Raw genomic sequence first — 19,617 nt, forward strand, 5'->3', positions numbered from 1 at the left:
TTTCTTTTTAATGGTTATCTTTTATATTGTTTTTTACCCAATCTAAACATTCAGAAAAGGTTTTAAATGTATGTTCTTTAGATACTAAATCAGGAATTAATCCGATTTTTTCCATCATGTATCTTGGTTGTTCAAGTACATCTACGAACAAGACTTGAACACCGTCTTTTTCTAAATCGATAAGAATATCTTCTAAAGCAAATAAACCAGATTGATCTACATAAGGCATTCGTCCCATTCGAACTATAACCGTTTTAGCTGTATCTGGTATTTGTTTTGCGAGTTGCTGAAAATTACTTGTCGACCCAAAAAATAAAGGTCCGTTAATGTGTTTTATAAATACTTCTTCTGAAAGTTGATCTGGAAACTCAGCTTCATCTTCCCAAGCTTCTTCTTGAAGTGAAGTTACATCGGAACGTTTGGCAGTAACATCACCAATTTTCTTCATGAAAATTAACGAAGCGATTACTAAACCAATTCCAACAGCATAAACTAAGTCCCAAAATGTTGATAATAAAAGTACCACCAACATGATGATAAATTCTGAACTCAACTTTATAGGTCCTAATTTAACATCTTTAGGTAGGTTTGGAATTGCGCGTAATCCTTTGTAATCCATTACACCAATTCCAACAGTGATTAATACACCTGCTAATACAGCAGCAGGTATTTTAGAAGCTATTGGACCTAAACCTAATAATATGATTAATAGCATAACACCAGCAATCATACCAGAAAGTTTAGTTTTTCCTCCAGATTTAATATTTACAACAGTTCTAATTGTAGCACCAGCTCCAGGAATACCTCCAAAAATTGCTGCGATACTATTTCCAATACCTTGACCAACTAACTCTTTGTTTGGTTTATGTTTGGTTTTAGTCATGTTATCTGCAACAACAGAAGTTAATAAAGAATCTATTGCTCCTAATAAAGCTAATGTGAAAGCGGTGAAAATATAAGGTTTTACACTACCGAGATTAAAACCTGTGAAGATTTCAAGATTAGGTACAGGAAATCCGCCAGGTATTTCTTCAATAGGTCTGTATTCTAAATTAAAGATCAAAGCAATCGCGGTCATAATAACTAAAGCAACTAACGTGCTAGGTATTGCTGTTGTGATCTTTTTAAACCCGTAAATAATGATAATAGTACCTAAAGCTAAAAGCAATTCTAAAAGATTAATGCTTTTTATTGCTCTAGGTAATACTTTTAATGCACCAATTACTCCTGAAGATTCTTTGCCCGCTAAAGTTTTAGCTTCTTTTAAAATAGCTTCTTGAGTAATTTCATTAGAACGTTTAATTGTTTCTTTAAAATCTTCTAATACTAATATTCCTTCTCCGGCCTCATCCTTTAAGATGTTTTGTAAGATGATTTCTTGAGCTTGAGGCTTAAATTGTTCTACGAAAGAAACATCTTCTTTGGCATAATATCCTATAGATGGTAAAATTTGAGTAAATAAAATAATAACACCTATGGCTGTCATAAAACCAGAAACTACAGGATAAGGTATATATCTTATGTATTTACCAAAACCAAGTAATCCTAGGCCAATTTGTAAAAGACCAGCTAATAAGAATACAGTAAGAATTGTTGGTAAAGCTTGGTTAATATTACCATCATTTGCTGCTATAATTGTTCCAATAACTACCATACTTACAGCTGTCATTGGAGCTGTAGGTCCTGATATTTGTGTATCTGTACCTCCAAAAAGAGAGGCAAAGAAAGCAATAATTATGGCTCCATATAGCCCTGCTGTTGGTCCTAAACCAGAAGAAACACCAAAAGCTAATGCTAGCGGTAAAGCTACTATACCTGCTGTTATACCTCCGAAGAGATCACCTTTAATATTAGAAAATAAGTTTTTCATTTTCAGTTAGATTGAATTTTTTGTTAAGTTTTTATTTATACCATAAAAAATAGTATTTCATAATAAATTAGTTAACTCAGATTAGGGTTAAGTTTAAAAAATTCAATATAACTAGGAGGATTTTCAACAGTTCCTCTTTCGGAAATTAACTTGATATTAATATTTCTTTCTTTTGCTTTATATGCAAAGTCTTCTAAAATTTCTATAATATCATTATCTAAGTATCTTGTTTTAGTAACATCTAGTTCTAAAGCTGAATTTTGAGGTAAGCTGTCTAATTCTTTCAAAATAGCACCTTTGTTAAAGAAAGTAACTTCTTCAGCTAATGTCATTTTTATTTTTCCATCATCTATATTTTCACCTTCTTTGTGTAAGAAGTGAGAGTTTTGAAAACTCTTAAATAAAATTACAAAAATACCAACAGCTAAACCTAAACCGATTCCTAATAATAAATCGCCAGTAATTGCCATCGGTAAAACAGTAGTCATAAATGGTAGCCATTGTTTCCATCCTAATTTGAACATAGTTTTAAATGTAGATGGTTTAGCTAATTTAAAACCAACAACAAATAATACAGCGGCTAAAACAGATAAAGGAATTTTATTTAATAATGTTGGAATTAAAATGACAGAGATTAATAATAAAAACCCGTGAATAATTGCTGATATTTTACTTTTTCCACCTGATTGAATATTAGCAGAACTTCTTACAATTACCTGAGTAATTGGTAGCCCTCCAATTAAACCTGAAATAATATTTCCTGTTCCTTGAGCTATTAATTCTCTATTGGTAGGAGTAACATTTTTGTCTGGATCTAACTTATCTGTAGCCTCAACGCATAATAAAGTTTCTAAACTAGCTACTATAGCAATAGTAAATGCTATTACCCAAACATCTTTGTCTCCAATTGCAGAAAAGTTAGGGAAACTAAATTGTCCTTTAAAACTATCGAAACTATCTGGTACAGGTACAGAAACTAATTGTTTTTGTAATAGTTCTAAAGAACCATCTTGAGTTACAACATAGAATATAATTCCAACTACTACGGCTACTAATGGTCCTTGAACTAATTGGAAAATTTTACCTTTTTTAGATAAAACATTAGACCATAATAATAAAATTCCTAATGAGATAATACCAATTAGTGTAGCACCGATACTAATGTTTCCACTGATTAAGGCGTTGATAGAATTTAAAAGTCCAGATATTAAATTTTTCCATTCAACTTGAAGAAAAGAATAATCTCCAGTTGGATTTTTATCCATTCCAAAGAAATAAGGAATTTGCTTTAAGATGATAATTATTCCAATACCAGTAAGCATTCCTTTAATTACAGATGAAGGGAAAAAGTAAGCGATAATTCCTGCTCTGGCTACTCCTAAAAGTATTTGGATAATACCTCCTAAAACCACAGCAACTAAGAATTTTTCGAACCCTCCATTTTCTAGACCTCCAAGAGTTACTATTGCTGCTAATACAATAGCTGCTAAACCAGCTGCTGGTCCACTAACTCCAATACTAGATCCACTAATACTTGCTACTACAATACCTCCAATGATACCTGCAATTAATCCAGAAAATAATGGCGCTCCACTCGCCAAAGCAATACCTAAACATAAAGGTAGTGCTACAAAAAATACCACTATACTAGCGGGTAAATCACTTTTTATCGTTTTAAACATGGTGAAATGTATTTTTCAACCTGTGAAAAAAGGTTGAATATTTATAATTAATTTTTTAAAATATTTGAATTGAAAAACCGAAAAATTAACTATAAATTTCTGGAGGAGGAGAGTCTAGTTTTTTGAATATAGAGTTATATCTTGTCGATATATATACTATTGAATTTTGAATCTTAGTTTTAGAGTAAGTTTTAAATAAAGGAGAAGGAGTTACAATTTTTGCCTCATTATCTTTTGTTATTTCAGTTTCTTCACTGTCTTCATCCATATCTATTTCTAATGATACTTCACAGTTAAACTTGGTGATACTGATGTAAGTAGGCAATACAATAGATGTAAGCAAAATAAAAGAAAATACGTATGTATAAAATACCCTTATCATTATTATAAATATATCAAATATAAAAAACTTGAGGGTATGAGTATTGTTAAAATATTAAAAAAGATCTAATATTTTAATATTATTGCTTTTTAGCCATCCTATTTTCCCGTCAGATAAACGAATTTTTTTCCAATTATCGACTTCGTCTAATACAATAACTTTGGTTCCTTCATGAAGTGAGAAAACTTCATCTCCATTTTTTGTAGGTTCATTTTTCACAGATACTTCATCAGAAAATACAATAGCTTCTACAGTGTTTGACGTTTTGCTGAATTGATGATAAGTAATAGCTAAAGAAATAACTAACAAAATGAAACTTAAAATGCTTGTTGAAAAGAATATTCTTTTACTAGATGGAGTTATAGAAAAATAATAAAGAATAAATAATAAAGAGGCTAAAAACGAAATAACTACAGCTATAACAGCCCAGCCATTGAAGCTAATTTTGCTAATGTAATTTTCGTTGAATTTTTGTAAAACAGACTTTGGTAACTCTTCAATTCTATCCAGAGTTAAACGTTTAGCAAATACAAGATTATTCTTGGCATCTTCATTTAAAGGGTCTAGCAATAGAGCTTTTTCGTAATTATAAATTGAAGGACCTACTTTGTTAAGCTTATAATAACAATTACCAAGATTATAAAATAATTCAGAAGAAACGTTTTTAGATTCTATTATACTTTTATATAATTCTACAGCTTGTTCGTAAGAACCGTTTTTATATAAGTTATTAGCTTTGTTAAAAAGCTCATCTGTGTTCTGTGCGTTAGCAAAGTTGGTAGTTACGACCAAGGTAAGTAACCAAATTATTCTCTTCATCATAATTGTTTGTCTAATGAGGTTATTACTTGTTTAGCTCTATTATACTCTTCATTCATCTGAGTATTTGTTATTGGAGTATATCTTGCAAAATCACATTGTTTTAATACTTCAATAAAATCATCTATTGTAGAAGTTTGAACTTGTTTATCGTCTAATAATTCGGTGATTTTTTCTCTACTGATATCAGAAGTTTCAACATTTAATTTTGCTTTTAGGTAATTGTGCAAGGCTCTTTCTAAAGCTTCATAGAATTGTTCTTTATTACCTAATTGTTGACTAGCTTCAGATAAATACTTTTTTGCTAATTTGTCTGCTTTACGTTGTTTGTTTCCAATAATATCAGCATCTCTTTCGCTTTTCTTTTTTCCAATTAGAATAGCGACAGGAATAGCAATTAATGGTAGAAGTAATAGTAAATAAAATGGAATTGATTTGAAAAAGTTTGATGTATCAATTACTCCTAACGATGTAGAAGTTTGTATAAATCTAAAGTTATTTCCAGTTACTTGTATGTCTTGTTTTTTTACTTGATTTTTAGTCGTTGATACTAATTCTTTTCCTTCAGTAACATTAACAAATAAATCATCTGTACTAATCGTATGATATTTATTGTCTTTAGGATTGAAGTATGAAAATTCTGTACTAGGAATTTTATATTTTCCTTTATATTGAGGTACAACAGTATATGTGTCGGTAACAGATCCTTTTAAACCAGAAGTAGAAATTTTCACATTCTCTTTTCTCTCTGGTTGGTATACTTCAAGTTCTTTAGGGGTTTCAACTTTTGGAAGTTCGAATAATTTTAAATTACCTAAACCAAAAACCTTTACTTTTAATTCTGAAGATTCATTAGCTTTTAATGTGTTTTTATTAGAAGTTAATGTATATTCAAAACTACCAACCGCCCCAGTAAAACTATCAGGCTTTCCTTCTTCAGGTAAAGCTTTAGCTTTAATTATTTTTTTTGCAGATGCGTATTGTTTTCTTACTCTTCTTGTGATTGGGTTTCCGAAAAAATCGGCTCTTCCTGTAGGAACTGCAACTAATATATCCATCTTCATAGGATCAATAGTTAAGTTTCCAGATTTTGTAGGAATTAGTAGAGCTTTATGTAAAACAGCGTATCTGTATTGTTCGCCATTGTACATAGCTGTTTTAAAATCGTAGTTTTTGTTTTTTATTTCTTGATTCCAAAAACCAATATATTGAGGAGATTCTGTAATAGCATTGTCATAAATACCAACATTATTACTAAAATACAGTCTGTATTCTACATAAATACCTTCCCCAACATAAGGTCTTCCTTTAGAAACTTCTGCAACTAAATGAATGTTTTGTTCAGCTATATAATCAGGATCGTTTGGATTTTTAGGTGTTTTCACTGCTCCAGTAACAATAATTTTTACTGGTTCAGATTTTAAAGTCTCTCCATTCAATTGAATACTTGCTGATGGTAGATTAAATTCTCCTTTTCTTAAAGGTTGAATTATGTAAGTATAAGATTGAGAGAAAGTAGACTTTCCGTTAATCCAAGATTGGCTAACTGATTGACTAGGTCCTCCAACAATTTTAAAATTCTTAAAACTAGGTGGAGTGAAATTGTCTGCACCTTGCTTGTTTATAGCAAATTCAACACGTAAACGTTGATTCAGTCCAAGTTTATTCTTGCTTACAGTTGCTGTTAATTTAGCATCTTGAGCAAAAATTGATAGCGAAACTAATGCTAGTATAAATGTTATAAACTTCAATTTCATTTGTTATTCAAAAACGCACAAAAATAATTATTTTTCTGAAGTATAAATTAATTGATTTTTAAGATTTTGATCCTTAAATTTTTCTTAATTCTTACCAGTCTTTTTCTTGTTTTATTTTTCTGCCTTTTGATTTTTTAACGTTCATTTTCTTTTGAGTCTTCTTTTCCTCGTTATTTAAGCTTTCTAAAAGCTGTTTCATTTGTTCAGGTGTCATTTTACCTGGGCGAGGTTTTGGTTTTTGTTTGTTCTTATCTTGTTTGTCTTTTTTCGGATCTTTCTGGTCTTTATTATCCTTTTGATCTTTATTGTCGTCTTTTTTATCTTGATCTTTCTTATTCTGATCCTTTTGATCTTTGTTGTCCTTTTTCTGGTCTTTATTATCCTTCTTGTCTTTTTTATTCTTGTTCTTGTCGTTTTTATTTTGCTGTTGTTGCTTTTTTACTTGCTTTTGAGCAGCAGCTAAATTATAACGAGTTTCATCATCATTAGGGTTATTTCTTAAAGCATTTTTATAAGCTTCTACAGCTTGTTCAAACTGTTTTTGCTCCATCATTGCATTTCCAATATTATGGAAAGCTTCAGCTTTTTCTGCTTTAGATTTAGATGTTTTGGTTGTAAGTTCGTATTGAGATACAGCTTCTTTAAAATTCTTTCCTTGATATAAAGAATTTCCATAGTTGTAACTCGCTTTATCGTATTTACTGTTTTTACCTAAAGCTTTTCTGTACGCAATAGAAGCTTCATTGAATTTTTCTTTATTATATAACTCATTTCCTTCGCGTAATAAAGATCTGGCTTCGCGTTGAAGTTTTAATGTGTCTTGTTGAGCACTTGTTAAAGTGCTTGTTAGTAATAAGAAAACAGTACAAAAATTAATAAACAATCTCATGGTTATGATTCCTTTTCGTTAAACAAGTCTACTTTTTTAATCCATTTTGTTTTTCTTTCAAAGAAGAACATATCTATTACCAAGAATAGTATTCCAATACCGATGAACCATTGAAACTGATCTTTATAATCAGAAAATTGCGTGGTTTCAAACTCACTTTTTTGAGCATTTGAAATAATTTTCTCGATCATTTTTACAGGTTGTTCGGTTTTGTTTCCGTCAATATATTTTCCATTGGCTACGTTTGCAATACTTTCTAAAACGTCTGCTTTACGCTTGGTAATTACAGTTTCACCTTGTCTGTTCTTCTTATAACCAATATGTCCACCATTAAGTTCGATAGGAATCGGACCACCAGTTTCTGTTCCTACACCAATTGTGTACACTTTTACACCTTCATTGGCTATATCTTGAGCTTTTTGTTTCGTTTCTTCTTGATGATCTTCTCCATCAGAAATAATTACTAAAAACTTGTTAGTTTGCTCTTCGTTATTGTAATAAGTTTTAGAAAGATCTAACGCTTCATTAATTGCTGTTCCTTGACTAGAAACCATATCAGGATTTGCGTTTTGTAAGAACATTTTAGCTGCTGCATGATCGGTTGTGATAGGAAGTAAAGGATATGCATTTCCGGCATAAATAATAATTCCTACACGATCGCTTCCTAGCTTATCTATAATTTTAGAGATGATTTGTTTTGATTTTTCTAAACGGTTTGGAGCAATATCTTTAGCCAGCATACTTTTAGAAACATCTAACGCAAAAATAATGTCTACTCCTTCACGCTTTACAGTTTGAAGTTTTGTTCCCATTTTAGGGTTTACCAAAGAAATAATTAAAAAACTTAATCCGACTAACAAAAAGATAAGTTTTAAAACAGATTTAAATGTAGAAGCATTAGGAGCTAATTTTGCTAATAACTCTGTGTTGGTAAACTTCTTTTGGGTATTTTTTTTCCACCATAAAACCAATAAAAAAATGACAGTCATTATTGGAATAATAATGAAAAGGGAAAAATATATTGGCTCTTCTATCTTATACATGTTATATAAAGCTTTTAAATAACGTGTTTCTTAATATGAATTCTAAAATCAAGAATATTCCTGCTAAAATCACTAAAAGGCGATACTTTTCTGTGTAATTATAATATTTAAATTCTTCAATTTTAGTTTTCTCTAACTTGTCTATTTCATCGTAAATTTCTTTTAAAGAAGTATTGTCGGTTGCTCTGAAATACTCACCTTCAGTTTCATCGGCGATAAATTGTAATAATTTCTCATCAATTTCAACTTTCTGATTTCTAAAAGATAATTTACCTGTTCTTGGGTCTTTAGCCCATGGGAACGGAGCCATACCATTGGTTCCTATACCGATAGTATATACTTTAATTCCTATTTCTTTTGCTAATTCTGTAGCAGTTTTAGGATCTACAAAACCAGCATTGTTTACACCATCTGTAAGTAAAATAATTACTTTACTTTTTGCCTTACTTTCTTTTAGTCTGTTTACTGCAGAACCTAATCCCATACCAATAGCCGTTCCACCTTCTAATTGTCCCCATTTAATTTCTGAAATGGTTCTTTTTACGATAGATTTATCACTGGTTATTGGTGTTTGTGTAAAACTTTCTCCTGCATAAACTACAATACCTATTCTATCGTTTGGTCTTCTATTAACAAAATCGATAGCAACTCGTTTTAAAGCTTCAAGTCTGTTAGGTTTTAAATCTTTAGCTAACATACTAGCAGAAACATCTATTGCCATAACGATATCAATACCACGATTTGTTTTTGTTTTTTTACTAACAGAAACATTTCTTGGTCTAGCTAAAGCAACAATTAAAGCGACTAATGCTAAAAGTCTAAAAACATGTAAAAATGGTTTCAGTTTTGGTAGTAAAGAACCACTTGCGTCAAAACCTTTTAGGTTAGGTACTGAAAGTAATGTGTTCTCTTTTTTTCTGTTAGAAAAAAGCCACAAAGCTAAAAGTGGTACAATAATTAATAACCACAAAAATTCTGGATTATGGAATTCAAAATTATTGAACATTTGTTACTTGAGGTTTTAATGAGTTTATTTCTGAAGCTGTTTTAGATACAGAGTAAATAATTGCAGTTATAATTAAAAGCAATACAGCAATAGTAATTATTTTAACGAGTATAGATGGTTTCTTTACTATTGGTTTTTCAACAATAATAACAGGTTCTAAATCTACTTCAGTAGTTTCAGTGTCTACACTATTAGGCTTTAAGTTATCAATTACATACTTAGCAATATTTCTATCAGCTTCTATTTCGTGAGCTAAAGGTTTAGATTTTGCGAACTTAACTAAGTCTGCTTGTTTTAGTAAACCGTTTAGTTTATCAATTGTTTCTTTTTCTGCGATAATCGAGTTTGAATCTTTGAAGTCTGTTAAGCTTTCTATAAGTCCGTCAGAAGTCGTTTCTAAAGCAGGAACATGAAGTTCACGTTCAATAAAGTTTCTGATAATATGAGTTAACTCACTATAATGTTCTTTAATTTGATTGTTTTGCCACAATAATTTTCCATCAAGTACCTTTAAGTTCTTTAAAGCTTCTTGATAAGGAGATAAAAGTTGCTCAGAAGTTTGAATTTCATCATCATTAGTTCTCTTTAAGGCAAAATATAATACAGAGCCTACTAAGAGAAGTATGGCTAAAACCCAAAATACAATATGTTTGTAATCGCTGAAACGAAGAGGCTCTCCTTTAATTCCTTTAATAGCAAACATTTTTACTTGAGTTGTATCTACAGGAACAGTAGCTACATTAATTAATAAACTATCTGTAAAAAAGGTTTGATTTCTAATAAAAATTTGTTGTCTAGGGATATAAAAAGATCCACTATCAAAGCCAGTTAAAATATATTTCTGAACAAGTTTGTTTTTTAATGTATCTAGTTTAAGGCTATCTATCATTTCTAAACCATTCAATTCTAGTTTAGGAATGATTACATTTTCTGTACCATCTATAGATAATTTATATTGAAACTGTTCACCTATACGAATATTCGTAGTATCCACTTCAGCCTGAACAGGGCCAGTTTGCGAAATAGCTTGAATAGAAAGTAATAATACTATGTATAGTAATAAATTTTTCAAATTATGCTTTGTTTTTAAAATAACTTAATAGTTTTTTGACGTAATTTTCGTCAACTCTTATGTTTATAGTTCCTAGTCCACTTTTCTTAAAAGAATTTTGAAATTCATCTTTCAAACGAAGTGCATTAGCTTTGTATTTATTTCGTAAAGATTTAGAACTGGTGTTAATTAATCGTACTTCTTTAGTTTCATTATCTAACATTGGAACCATTCCTAGATTAGGAATTTCTTCATCAAACTTATCGTAAATACGGATTCCTGTTAAGTCATGTTTGTTTCCAACAATCTTTAATGTTTTCATGTAGTTCTCATCAATAAAGTCAGATAACATAAATACAATAGCTTTTTTCTTCATTACACTCGATAAGAATTTTAAAGCTTCGTTTATATTAGTCTTTGTACTTTTTGGAGAAAACTCTATAAGTTCACGTATGATTCTAAGTACGTGGCTTTTCCCTTTTTTGGGAGGTATGAATAACTCAATTTGATCAGAGAATAAGATTAATCCAACTTTATCATTATTTTGAATTGCTGAAAAAGCTAATGTAGCAGCAATTTCTGTTACAGTATCTCTTTTAAATTGAACTGATGTTCCGAAAGATTCTGATCCAGAAACATCTACCATGAGCATCATAGTAAGCTCGCGTTCTTCTTCAAAAACTTTAACATAAGGTTCATTGTAACGCGCAGTTACGTTCCAATCAATAGCCCTAATGTCGTCACCGAATTGATATTGACGTACTTCGGAGAAAGTCATACCACGACCTTTAAAGGTCGAGTGGTATTCTCCTCCAAAAATGTGATTAGACAAACGTTTTGTCTTAATCTCTATCTTACGAACTTTTTTTAATAACTCTTTGGTATTCATATTAATTTAACCATTCTAATGGTAAAGGTGGTAGTTGAATTTCAGTATCAACAGAATCTGATTTTACTGAAAATAAAGGCGCTTCTTGAATAGTGATATTTACATTATTCTTTTTAGCGATCTCTTTAATTACCTCCTTCATACTTCTTTTTTGACACAATACTAAATAGTTCATTTGAACATTTGATTCTGTTTTTAAATCGAAACAATCTACCCAAAACGAAGGTTTGTCATTTTGGTAAACTATAGCTTGTGTGTTTTTTTGTTGTTTAGTTTCTAGAATTTCTTTTTTTCCTGTTAGTGTTTTGTACGTTGTTAATTTGAAAGTCATTCTTAGCAAAAATTTAAGGGATTAATTTAGTTTTGTTGAATGGCTAGTTTTGTTGATTTTGGTTTTGTTGTTACGGAACTTGAACTTCGTTAATAATTGCGTTAATAATATCTAAAGAGGTCATGTTCTCTGCTTCTGCTTCGTAGGTAATACCAATTCTATGACGTAAAACATCTTTAGTCATGGCACGAACATCTTCAGGAATTACATATCCTCTTCGTTTTATAAATGCATAACATTTAGCAGCTTTAGCCAATGCAATACTACCACGAGGAGAAGATCCAAAACTTATTAAAGGTTTAAGTTTTTCTAGGTTATAGTTTTCTGGATAACGTGTTGCAAAAATGATATCTAAAATATATTTTTCTATTTTTTCATCCATGTAAACCTCATTTACGGCTTCTCTAGCCTTAAGAATTTGATCTAAAGAAATAACTGGGTTTACTTTACCAAAGCTATTGTTTAAGCTTTGTCTCATAATTAATTGTTCATCTTGTAATTTAGGATAATCAATTACAGTTTTTAACATGAAACGATCAACCTGTGCTTCAGGTAACGGATAAGTACCTTCTTGTTCAACAGGGTTTTGAGTTGCCATTACTAAGAAAGGTTCATCTAATTTAAAAGTCTCATCTCCAATAGTAATTTGTCTTTCTTGCATTGCTTCAAGTAGTGCAGATTGAACTTTTGCAGGAGCCCTGTTAATCTCATCAGCTAATACAAAGTTTGCAAAAATAGGTCCTTTCTTAATAGAGAAATCATTATCCTTTACGTTATAAATCATAGTACCAATAACATCAGCAGGAAGTAAGTCTGGTGTAAACTGAACTCTACTAAAACTACCTTGTACAGCTTTAGATAATGTATTAATAGCTAAAGTCTTTGCTAAACCAGGTACACCTTCAAGTAAAATGTGTCCATTTCCTAGTAAACCGATTAAAAGTCTTTCAATCATTGTTTTCTGACCTACTATAACTTTATTCATTTCGTTGGTTAAAAGGTCAACAAAAGCACTTTCTCTCTCTATTTTTTCGTTAATCGCTCTAACATCTACGTCCATGTGATAAGAAATTATTAGTTATGATTTTAAGTGAACAAAGCTACAATATTAACAATTTTTTTCTTGTTAAAGTGAGGTTAAAGGTATTTGAAGATTTTAATAAATAAAACGACTCTTAATTAATGTCTTGATATAATTTTAACACTTTTTAATATTTTAATTTACTAAATTGAAGGCTTAACCGAATATTAATTAAAAACACTTCTTATCTATGAGAAAAAAATCATTAGAGAAAAATCTTTTTTTCTTTTTATTAACGTTTGTGAGTTTTAGCTTATCGTCACAAACTATAAAGGGGAAAGTAATCGAAGCTTCCGGGGAAAGCATTCCTTTTGCAGATGTAATTGAAAAAGGAACTACTAATGGAACTTCAACAAACGGGGACGGGGAATTCAGTATAACTGTAAAAAAAATACCAACTACAATAGTTATATCTTCTTTAGGTTTTGCAAGCCAGGAAATTAAAATTACTTCTGCATCAAAATTTATTAACGTAACATTAAAAGAAGATTCAGATGTTTTAGAAGAAGTAGTAATTTCAGGATTAGCTACAACAACCAAAAGATCGAATTTAGCCAATACAGTTGCAAGTGTATCAGCAGCTCAGTTAGCACAAGTAACAAATCAATCTGGATTTGATAGTGCCTTGTCAGGAAAATTTACAGGAGCAGAAATTAGAGCAAATTCTGGGGCTCCTGGTGGAGGAATATCTATGAGATTAAGAGGAGTAACTTCTGTTTTTGGAAACCAACAACCTTTATTTATTGTAGATGGAGTTTATGTGGATAACTCTTCAATTTCATCAGGTAATAATATAGTGAGTGAAGCAGCAGGAGGAGGAAATACCTCTACAAATCAAGATGATGCTTCAAACAGGATTGCCGATATTGATCCGGAAGATATTGAAAATGTTGAGATTTTAAAAGGAGCATCTGCAGCTGCACTTTATGGTTCGAGAGCAGCAGGAGGAGTTGTTATTATTACTACTAAAAGAGGAAAATCTGGTAAACCTAGAGTCTCTTTTTCTCAAACAGTAGGATTAAGAAGTCCAACAAGACTGTTAGGTTTAAGAGATTGGGATCAGGCAGAAATAACTGCTGCTGGTGGGCCAGCAAATGCAACTTTGAATGATTATGAAGCAGAGCTTTTTGATCATACAAGAGTTTCTACAACATCGAGATTTACTACTTCTGGAGGAAATGATAAATCGGATTATTTCTTTGGAGTTACGCATAAAGATGAGCCTGGTTTAGTAGAAAATACAGGATATGAAAAAACATCATTTAGATTAAATTTAGGTCAGAAATTAACAGATTGGTTAGATATTTATGTTACGTCTAATTACATCAATTCTGAGGCAGATAGAGGTTTTTTTAATAATGGTAATGCTAATAGAACTGTTGGTTATGCCTTGGCTTTTACATTTCCTTGGGAAGATTTATCTCCAGTTAATGGTGTTTTTCCTGCAGGAGCGGCTGGGTCTAATGTTTTAGAAACTGTAGCGAATACAACAAATAGAGAAAATGTAAATCGTTTTATAGGAAGTGCTAAATCAAACTTACAAATTTTAGATTCTGACATGCATAGACTAAAGTTAACTTTAGAATTAGGTTTTGACCAATATACTTTAAGAACAACAAATATTTTCCCAAGAAGTTTGTCATACTTTAGAGATCCAAGTACATTAAGAGGTGCTGCTATTTCTGGTACTACGGTAAATACAAATTATAACCTTTCTGCATTTTTAGTTTATAATTTAGACTTTGAAAATGGTTTAGGGTTTACGACTCAGGCGGGTACTTTCTTACAAGATTTTGATCGTAATACTGTAATCACTGTTGGAACAGGATTTAATGGTTCTTTAACTAACTTAGGACTTGCGGAAAATTCTTCTGTTACTCAGGATATAAGGTTACAAGAAGATACAGGTTTCTTTGTTCAAGAAGAAATTAATTATGCTGATAAAATTATTGCAACATTAGGTATCAGAGGTGATAAGTCTACAAATAATGGAGATGCAGATGAAATTTTCTATTATCCTAAAGCGAGTTTAGCAGTTAATGTTCATAAATTAGGGTTATTTGAATCTGAAGTTTTTTCAACAATTAAACCAAGAGTAGCGTATGGTGAGGCTGGAAGATTTCCTCCTTTTGGAAACAAGTTTACGCTGACATCTGGACAATTTATTGATGGTAATTCTGGTTTAGCCCCTGGAACATTAAGAGGAAATCCAAATATCAAACCAGAGCGTCAAAAAGAATTAGAATACGGTTTAGACTTAGGGCTATTTAATAATAGAGTTGTTTTAGAAACTACTTTTTATAACAAAGAAATTGAAGATTTAATTATCCAAGATCAAATCCCTACTTCAAGTGGACAAACAAGTGAGTCTAAAAATGCTGGAGCTTTAGCTAATAATGGTATCGAAATAGGTTTAAATGCGAGCATAATAGAGAAAGAAGATTTTTCTTGGAGTGCTAATTTGAAATGGTGGAAAAACACTTCTGAAATCACTCGTTTAGATGTTCCTGCTTTTGCGACAGGAGGATTTGCATCATCATTAGGAACTTTTTACATTCAAGAAGGATTTAGTGCTACGCAAATTGTAGGAACATACGATAGTACTGGTTTAACTCCAGAAGCTATAGCACAAATAGATCCAGAAGGAGATGGATTTGCTGTGTATGGTAATGCAGAGCCAGATTTTCAAATGTCGTGGCAAAACCAGATTAGTTATAAAAACTTCGATTTAACATTTTTGTGGCATTGGAAAAAAGGTGGAGATGGAATTAATTTAACGACTTTACTTTATGATTTAGCAGGAACTACTTGGGATTATGATGATACTGGTTTAGATCCTTTAGGAGTACAAACAAATGGAGAGTATAGATCTAGTTTAGCTTTCGTTAATCCAGCACCGGTAATCGAAGATGCAGGATATATTAGATTACGTGAAGTAGGTTTGTATTACACATTTGACGAAAATGTATTTAAAGGTTTTGAAAGAGTGAAAGTTGGAATTTCTGGTAGAAACTTAATTAATATTTTCGATTATAACAGTTACGATCCTGAAGTTTCTAACTTCGGAAATAATGTTTTAGCAAACAATGTAGAAGTAACTCCTTATCCAGCTTCTCAGTTTATTAACTTTCATTTAAATGTTAACTTCTAAAAAAAATACAATGCTTAAAAATAAAATTTCAATTTTAATATTAGTGTTCACAGCTGTTTTTTTTACAAGTTGTGAATTAGAAGATTTGCCTAACGAAAATGCTCCTACTTTAGAGAGTTTTGCAGATGGTGCTTCTCAGGCTGATGTTCAATCTTTAGCAGTAGGATTAGAGGCAGTAATGAGAAATGATTTAGAATTTCACTATCAAACAATTAGTTATATCGGTAGAGAGTATTATGATTTAACAGGAACAGATCCAAGATATACAGGAGAGTTGTTAAAAGGTCCTTTAGATAATAATGGATTTTTAACTACACGTGCTTATTCTGCTTGGTATAGAGTTGTAAAAGCAGCAAATGTTTTAGTAACTGCTGTAGAAAATTCTGAAGCAGGTTTTTCAGATGCGACTAAGCGTTCTTATTACGGATATGCAAATACCATTAAAGCTTATGCGTTATTAATGGTTGCTAATCGTCAATTCAGTAATGGAATTAGAGTAGATGTTGCAGATCCAGATAATTTAGGTCCGTTTTTAGGCTATCCTGAAGCTTTAACTGCAATAAGAAATTTATTGAATGATGCAAATTCAGATTTAACAAACGGTGGAGGAACTTTCGACTTTCCTATTAGTTCTGGTTATGATGGGTTTGCTACACCAGCAACATTTGCTACTTTCAATAGAGCTTTAGCGGCTAGAGTAGCATTATATCAAGGAAATAAATCAGATGCTTTATCATTATTAGGTAATTCGTTCTTTGATATTTCAGGTGCTTTAAATGTAGGAGTTGCTCATGTTTTTGGAGCTACAGGAAACGATGTTTTAAATGCTCAATTTTATGTTTTAGGTCAATCTGGTCAAGAGTACATGATTCATAATTCTTGGATTGCAGATGCTGAAGCTGGAGATACAAGAGTTGCAAATAAATCATTTATGCTACCAACACCAAGAATGTTTGATGATTTAACAGCAACACATCAAATGGCTTTATATACGAGTAATACCGATCCTGTATATTTAATCAGAAATGAAGAGTTAATTTTAATTTATGCAGAAGCTAATATCGGAACTAATAATGCTGAAGCTGTAAATGCAATAAATGTGATTAGAAACGCTGCTGGATTAGCAAATTATTCTGGAGCTACAACAGATGCTGCTTTGGAATTAGAGGTGCTAAACCAAAGAAGGTATTCTTTAATTGGAGAAGGACATAGATGGGTTGATTTAAGAAGAACAGGAAGATTAAATGATATTAACTTCTTGCCTTTAGATAGAATGGGAGATAATGCTTTAGATGCGTTTCCAACTCCATTTAGTGAAAATGTGAATTAAAATAGAAACAACAATAAAATGAAAAAGCAATCTCAAACGAGATTGCTTTTTTTATAGCTCAAGCTTGAGGTAAATATTTTTATTTTTTAATGAATCGTATTGTTTTGTCACCTTCAGTTGTACTTATTTTGGCAATATAAATACCTGAATTTAATCCTTGAGAGTTTACCAAAGTTTCTTGAGTGTTTAAGTTTTTATAAGATCTAACTTCTTTACCCAGAATACTGTATAATTTAATTGAAGTAATCGTAGATCCACTAGTTTTAACGTTCCAATTGTTAGCTGATGGATTTGGAAACACTGAAAAAGAACTTAGTTTGTTTTCTTCTACGCTAGCTGTAGCAGATTCTTTGTAGAAATAAATATTATCAATCCAAATATTTCCATTTCCATCGTATTTAAACTGATCAATTTGAGTTAAATCTACAATGTCACTAAATTCAGTCAGAGGAATATCAACGCTATTCCATGTTTCAACAGAACCAGATGGGATTAATAAGTATTCTTTTTCGACAGCAGGATTAACAACTGCCGAAGAATTAATTAAGAAAATACCTAAATCAGTTGAGCTCTTAGCCCAAAAATCAATATGTAAGTGTGTTTTTCCAGATACATCTACAGGGCTTGCCAAAGCATGTCCTTGATAATTTAATCCAGCTAGTTTAATTGTATTGTTGGCGTTTACCATAACTTCAGAATATGTTGTAGACTGCCCCCAGTTAGGGTTGAAATTTGTTCCAGAAACATTACTGTATGTATCACTGTAAATTGAAAGTATTTCAAAAGTCGTTTCGTCTCTAGATGGTGCTGTAGCAGCTTCAGCTGGCTCTTCTATTGTACAAGCATTTGGACAAGAGCCTCCGCAGTCTACTCCTTCTTCATCTCCATTTTTTAATCCATCAGTACATGTTGCTGCAATAACTACTCCACCAGAAAAATCATCGATTAAATATGCGTCATCGTTTCCTGCATTTGCGTCACCAGCATCAGGGAAAATTACTAATCTAGTATATTGAGATAAACCAGAGCCAAAATCTACACTAATATTTTGCCAGCCAGTACCGGTTGTTGTGAAAGGTAATTCTGTATTACCATTAGGTCCTTCAAATTTTAATAAATGATTTCCGCTAGAACCAGTTCCAGTTCCTAAAGGATTTATCCTAAAAGTTATTGTGTTATTGGCGTCATCCGATAAATCGATAAATTGAATTAAATCTAATGCTGCTCCGTCCCATGCATTGTTAGCTCCAACAATTTTCATTATTTTATTACTTGCATCACCTGGATCAGATTCATAAGTAACTACGGCGCCATTAAAAGCAGAAAAATTTTCATCTGCTGTATCTGTAAAATCTATAGGAAAAACTTGAGAAAATCCTACATAAGTTACAAGTAGAAAAATAACGGGGGTAATTTTTTTAATCATATCTATGTTTTTAAGTGAAATGTGTTATACAATTTACACAATTTTCATATTAAAAACAACTGTATATATCTGTTGGTTAGTTTTTTACAGGTAAAATCCCTTTTTGTTTCTTAGTAAAAAAGAAGTTGAAAGATTGTTATTCGTATTTATCGAGTGTAAATTTAGAGTCAGCAAAAGTTCCATAAGTAAAATATTGAACCCAGTCGCCAAGATTAAAATATTTACTATTTTCATTAAGTGTGATATCAAGAGGTAAATGACGATGTCCGAAAACAAAATAATCGTAATGCTTTGTTTCTAACTTACGTTTGCAATACTGAACTAACCATTCTTTTTCTTCCCCTAAAAACTTAAAATCCTCGTCTCCAGAAATCATTTTGTTTTTTACCGACATATATTGTCCTAAGCGAACTCCTAAATCTGGATGTAGCCATCTAAATAACCATTTAAAAAGTGGAAAAGTAAAAACCTTCTTCATTCTTTTATAACCAAGGTCATGTGGACCTAAACCGTCTCCATGTCCAATTAAAAAAAGTTGATTGTTAATTTTAAATTCTTGAGGTTTAAAGAAAACGGGAATGTTTAACTCTGTTTCAAAATAATCTTTCATCCATAGATCATGGTTTCCAACAAAAAAGTAAATTGGAATTCCATTATCTCTCAGTTGTGCTAATTTACCTAAAATGCGAACAAATCCTTTAGGAACAACAGTTTTATATTCGAACCAAAAATCAAATAAATCACCTAAAAGGAAAATAGCTTCAGCATCTTTTTCTATTTCATTTAGCCAATTTAAAAACTTCTTTTCTCGAGGAAAGCTTTTTTCTCTTGTAGGCGCTCCCAAGTGTTGATCTGAGGCAAAATATACTTTTTTATCTGTTGAGATATCTATTGAAATCAAACCTAAAAT

Annotated in this window: 16 protein-coding genes; 2 read left to right on the forward strand and 14 right to left on the reverse strand. The window is 31.2% G+C overall.

The genetic code is table 11. The annotated features are described in order from the left end of the window. Positions 1-7: 7 nt before the first annotated feature. The 12 genes from Q1A46_RS09535 to Q1A46_RS09590 form a co-directional block, all read right to left on the reverse strand. Positions 8-1,870, reverse strand: coding sequence for a SulP family inorganic anion transporter (locus tag Q1A46_RS09535; RefSeq protein WP_299677247.1), 1,863 nt, complete (start codon positions 1,868-1,870; stop codon positions 8-10). Between the two features lie 71 nt (positions 1,871-1,941). After that, on the reverse strand, positions 1,942-3,552 hold the full coding sequence (locus tag Q1A46_RS09540; protein ID WP_299677249.1) for a SulP family inorganic anion transporter: 1,611 nt from the start codon (positions 3,550-3,552) through the stop codon (positions 1,942-1,944). 85 nt (positions 3,553-3,637) lie between these two features. Further along, positions 3,638-3,934 (reverse strand): hypothetical protein, encoded by a 297-nt coding sequence (locus Q1A46_RS09545; protein ID WP_299677252.1) that lies wholly within the window; start codon positions 3,932-3,934, stop codon positions 3,638-3,640. A 54-nt stretch (positions 3,935-3,988) separates the two neighbouring features. Continuing rightward, positions 3,989-4,756, reverse strand: coding sequence for a tetratricopeptide repeat protein (locus Q1A46_RS09550; RefSeq protein ID WP_299677255.1), 768 nt, complete (start codon positions 4,754-4,756; stop codon positions 3,989-3,991). Further along, on the reverse strand, positions 4,753-6,510 hold the full coding sequence (locus Q1A46_RS09555) for a BatD family protein (RefSeq protein WP_299677258.1): 1,758 nt from the start codon (positions 6,508-6,510) through the stop codon (positions 4,753-4,755). Before Q1A46_RS09555 ends, Q1A46_RS09550 begins: the two co-directional genes overlap by 4 nt. A 91-nt stretch (positions 6,511-6,601) precedes the next feature. Next, positions 6,602-7,399, reverse strand: coding sequence for a tetratricopeptide repeat protein (locus Q1A46_RS09560; protein ID WP_299677261.1), 798 nt, complete (start codon positions 7,397-7,399; stop codon positions 6,602-6,604). A gap of 2 nt (positions 7,400-7,401) precedes the next feature. Beyond that, positions 7,402-8,442 (reverse strand): VWA domain-containing protein, encoded by a 1,041-nt coding sequence (locus Q1A46_RS09565; protein WP_299677264.1) that lies wholly within the window; start codon positions 8,440-8,442, stop codon positions 7,402-7,404. 1 nt (position 8,443) lies between these two features. Next, complete coding sequence (locus Q1A46_RS09570) at positions 8,444-9,448, reverse strand: VWA domain-containing protein (RefSeq protein ID WP_299677267.1); 1,005 nt, start codon at positions 9,446-9,448, stop codon at positions 8,444-8,446. Further along, the gene (locus Q1A46_RS09575) at positions 9,438-10,520 is read right to left on the reverse strand and encodes a hypothetical protein (protein WP_299677270.1); all 1,083 of its coding nucleotides are present in this window, start codon (positions 10,518-10,520) and stop codon (positions 9,438-9,440) included. The genes Q1A46_RS09570 and Q1A46_RS09575 overlap by 11 nt, the downstream gene beginning before the upstream one ends. A gap of 1 nt (position 10,521) precedes the next feature. Continuing rightward, positions 10,522-11,388: a DUF58 domain-containing protein gene (locus tag Q1A46_RS09580; RefSeq protein WP_299677273.1), complete on the reverse strand. Its 867-nt coding sequence runs from the start codon at positions 11,386-11,388 to the stop codon at positions 10,522-10,524. Position 11,389: 1 nt separating this feature from the next. Further along, entirely contained in the window at positions 11,390-11,719 is a 330-nt protein-coding gene (locus tag Q1A46_RS09585; protein WP_299677276.1) for a hypothetical protein, read from the reverse strand. A 70-nt stretch (positions 11,720-11,789) separates the two neighbouring features. Beyond that, positions 11,790-12,779 carry a MoxR family ATPase gene (locus tag Q1A46_RS09590; protein ID WP_299677279.1) on the reverse strand — a complete coding sequence of 330 codons (990 nt, stop codon included), beginning with the start codon at positions 12,777-12,779 and terminating at the stop codon, positions 11,790-11,792. A gap of 211 nt (positions 12,780-12,990) precedes the next feature. On the opposite strand from Q1A46_RS09590, the gene Q1A46_RS09595 reads away from it, so the two are divergent. After that, the gene (locus Q1A46_RS09595) at positions 12,991-15,951 is read left to right on the forward strand and encodes a SusC/RagA family TonB-linked outer membrane protein (protein ID WP_299677282.1); all 2,961 of its coding nucleotides are present in this window, start codon (positions 12,991-12,993) and stop codon (positions 15,949-15,951) included. Positions 15,952-15,961: 10 nt separating this feature from the next. Further along, complete coding sequence (locus Q1A46_RS09600) at positions 15,962-17,281, forward strand: RagB/SusD family nutrient uptake outer membrane protein (protein ID WP_299677285.1); 1,320 nt, start codon at positions 15,962-15,964, stop codon at positions 17,279-17,281. Positions 17,282-17,360: 79 nt separating this feature from the next. Here Q1A46_RS09600 and Q1A46_RS09605 read toward each other — a convergent pair whose 3' ends face one another. Together Q1A46_RS09605 and Q1A46_RS09610 are read right to left on the reverse strand one after the other, a co-directional pair. After that, positions 17,361-18,707 (reverse strand): T9SS type A sorting domain-containing protein, encoded by a 1,347-nt coding sequence (locus tag Q1A46_RS09605; protein WP_299677288.1) that lies wholly within the window; start codon positions 18,705-18,707, stop codon positions 17,361-17,363. A gap of 136 nt (positions 18,708-18,843) precedes the next feature. After that, complete coding sequence (locus Q1A46_RS09610) at positions 18,844-19,599, reverse strand: UDP-2,3-diacylglucosamine diphosphatase (RefSeq protein ID WP_299677664.1); 756 nt, start codon at positions 19,597-19,599, stop codon at positions 18,844-18,846. Positions 19,600-19,617 lie beyond the last annotated feature (18 nt).

It is taken from the genome of uncultured Tenacibaculum sp., assembly GCF_947502995.1.
In the GTDB taxonomy this organism is placed as follows: domain Bacteria; phylum Bacteroidota; class Bacteroidia; order Flavobacteriales; family Flavobacteriaceae; genus Polaribacter.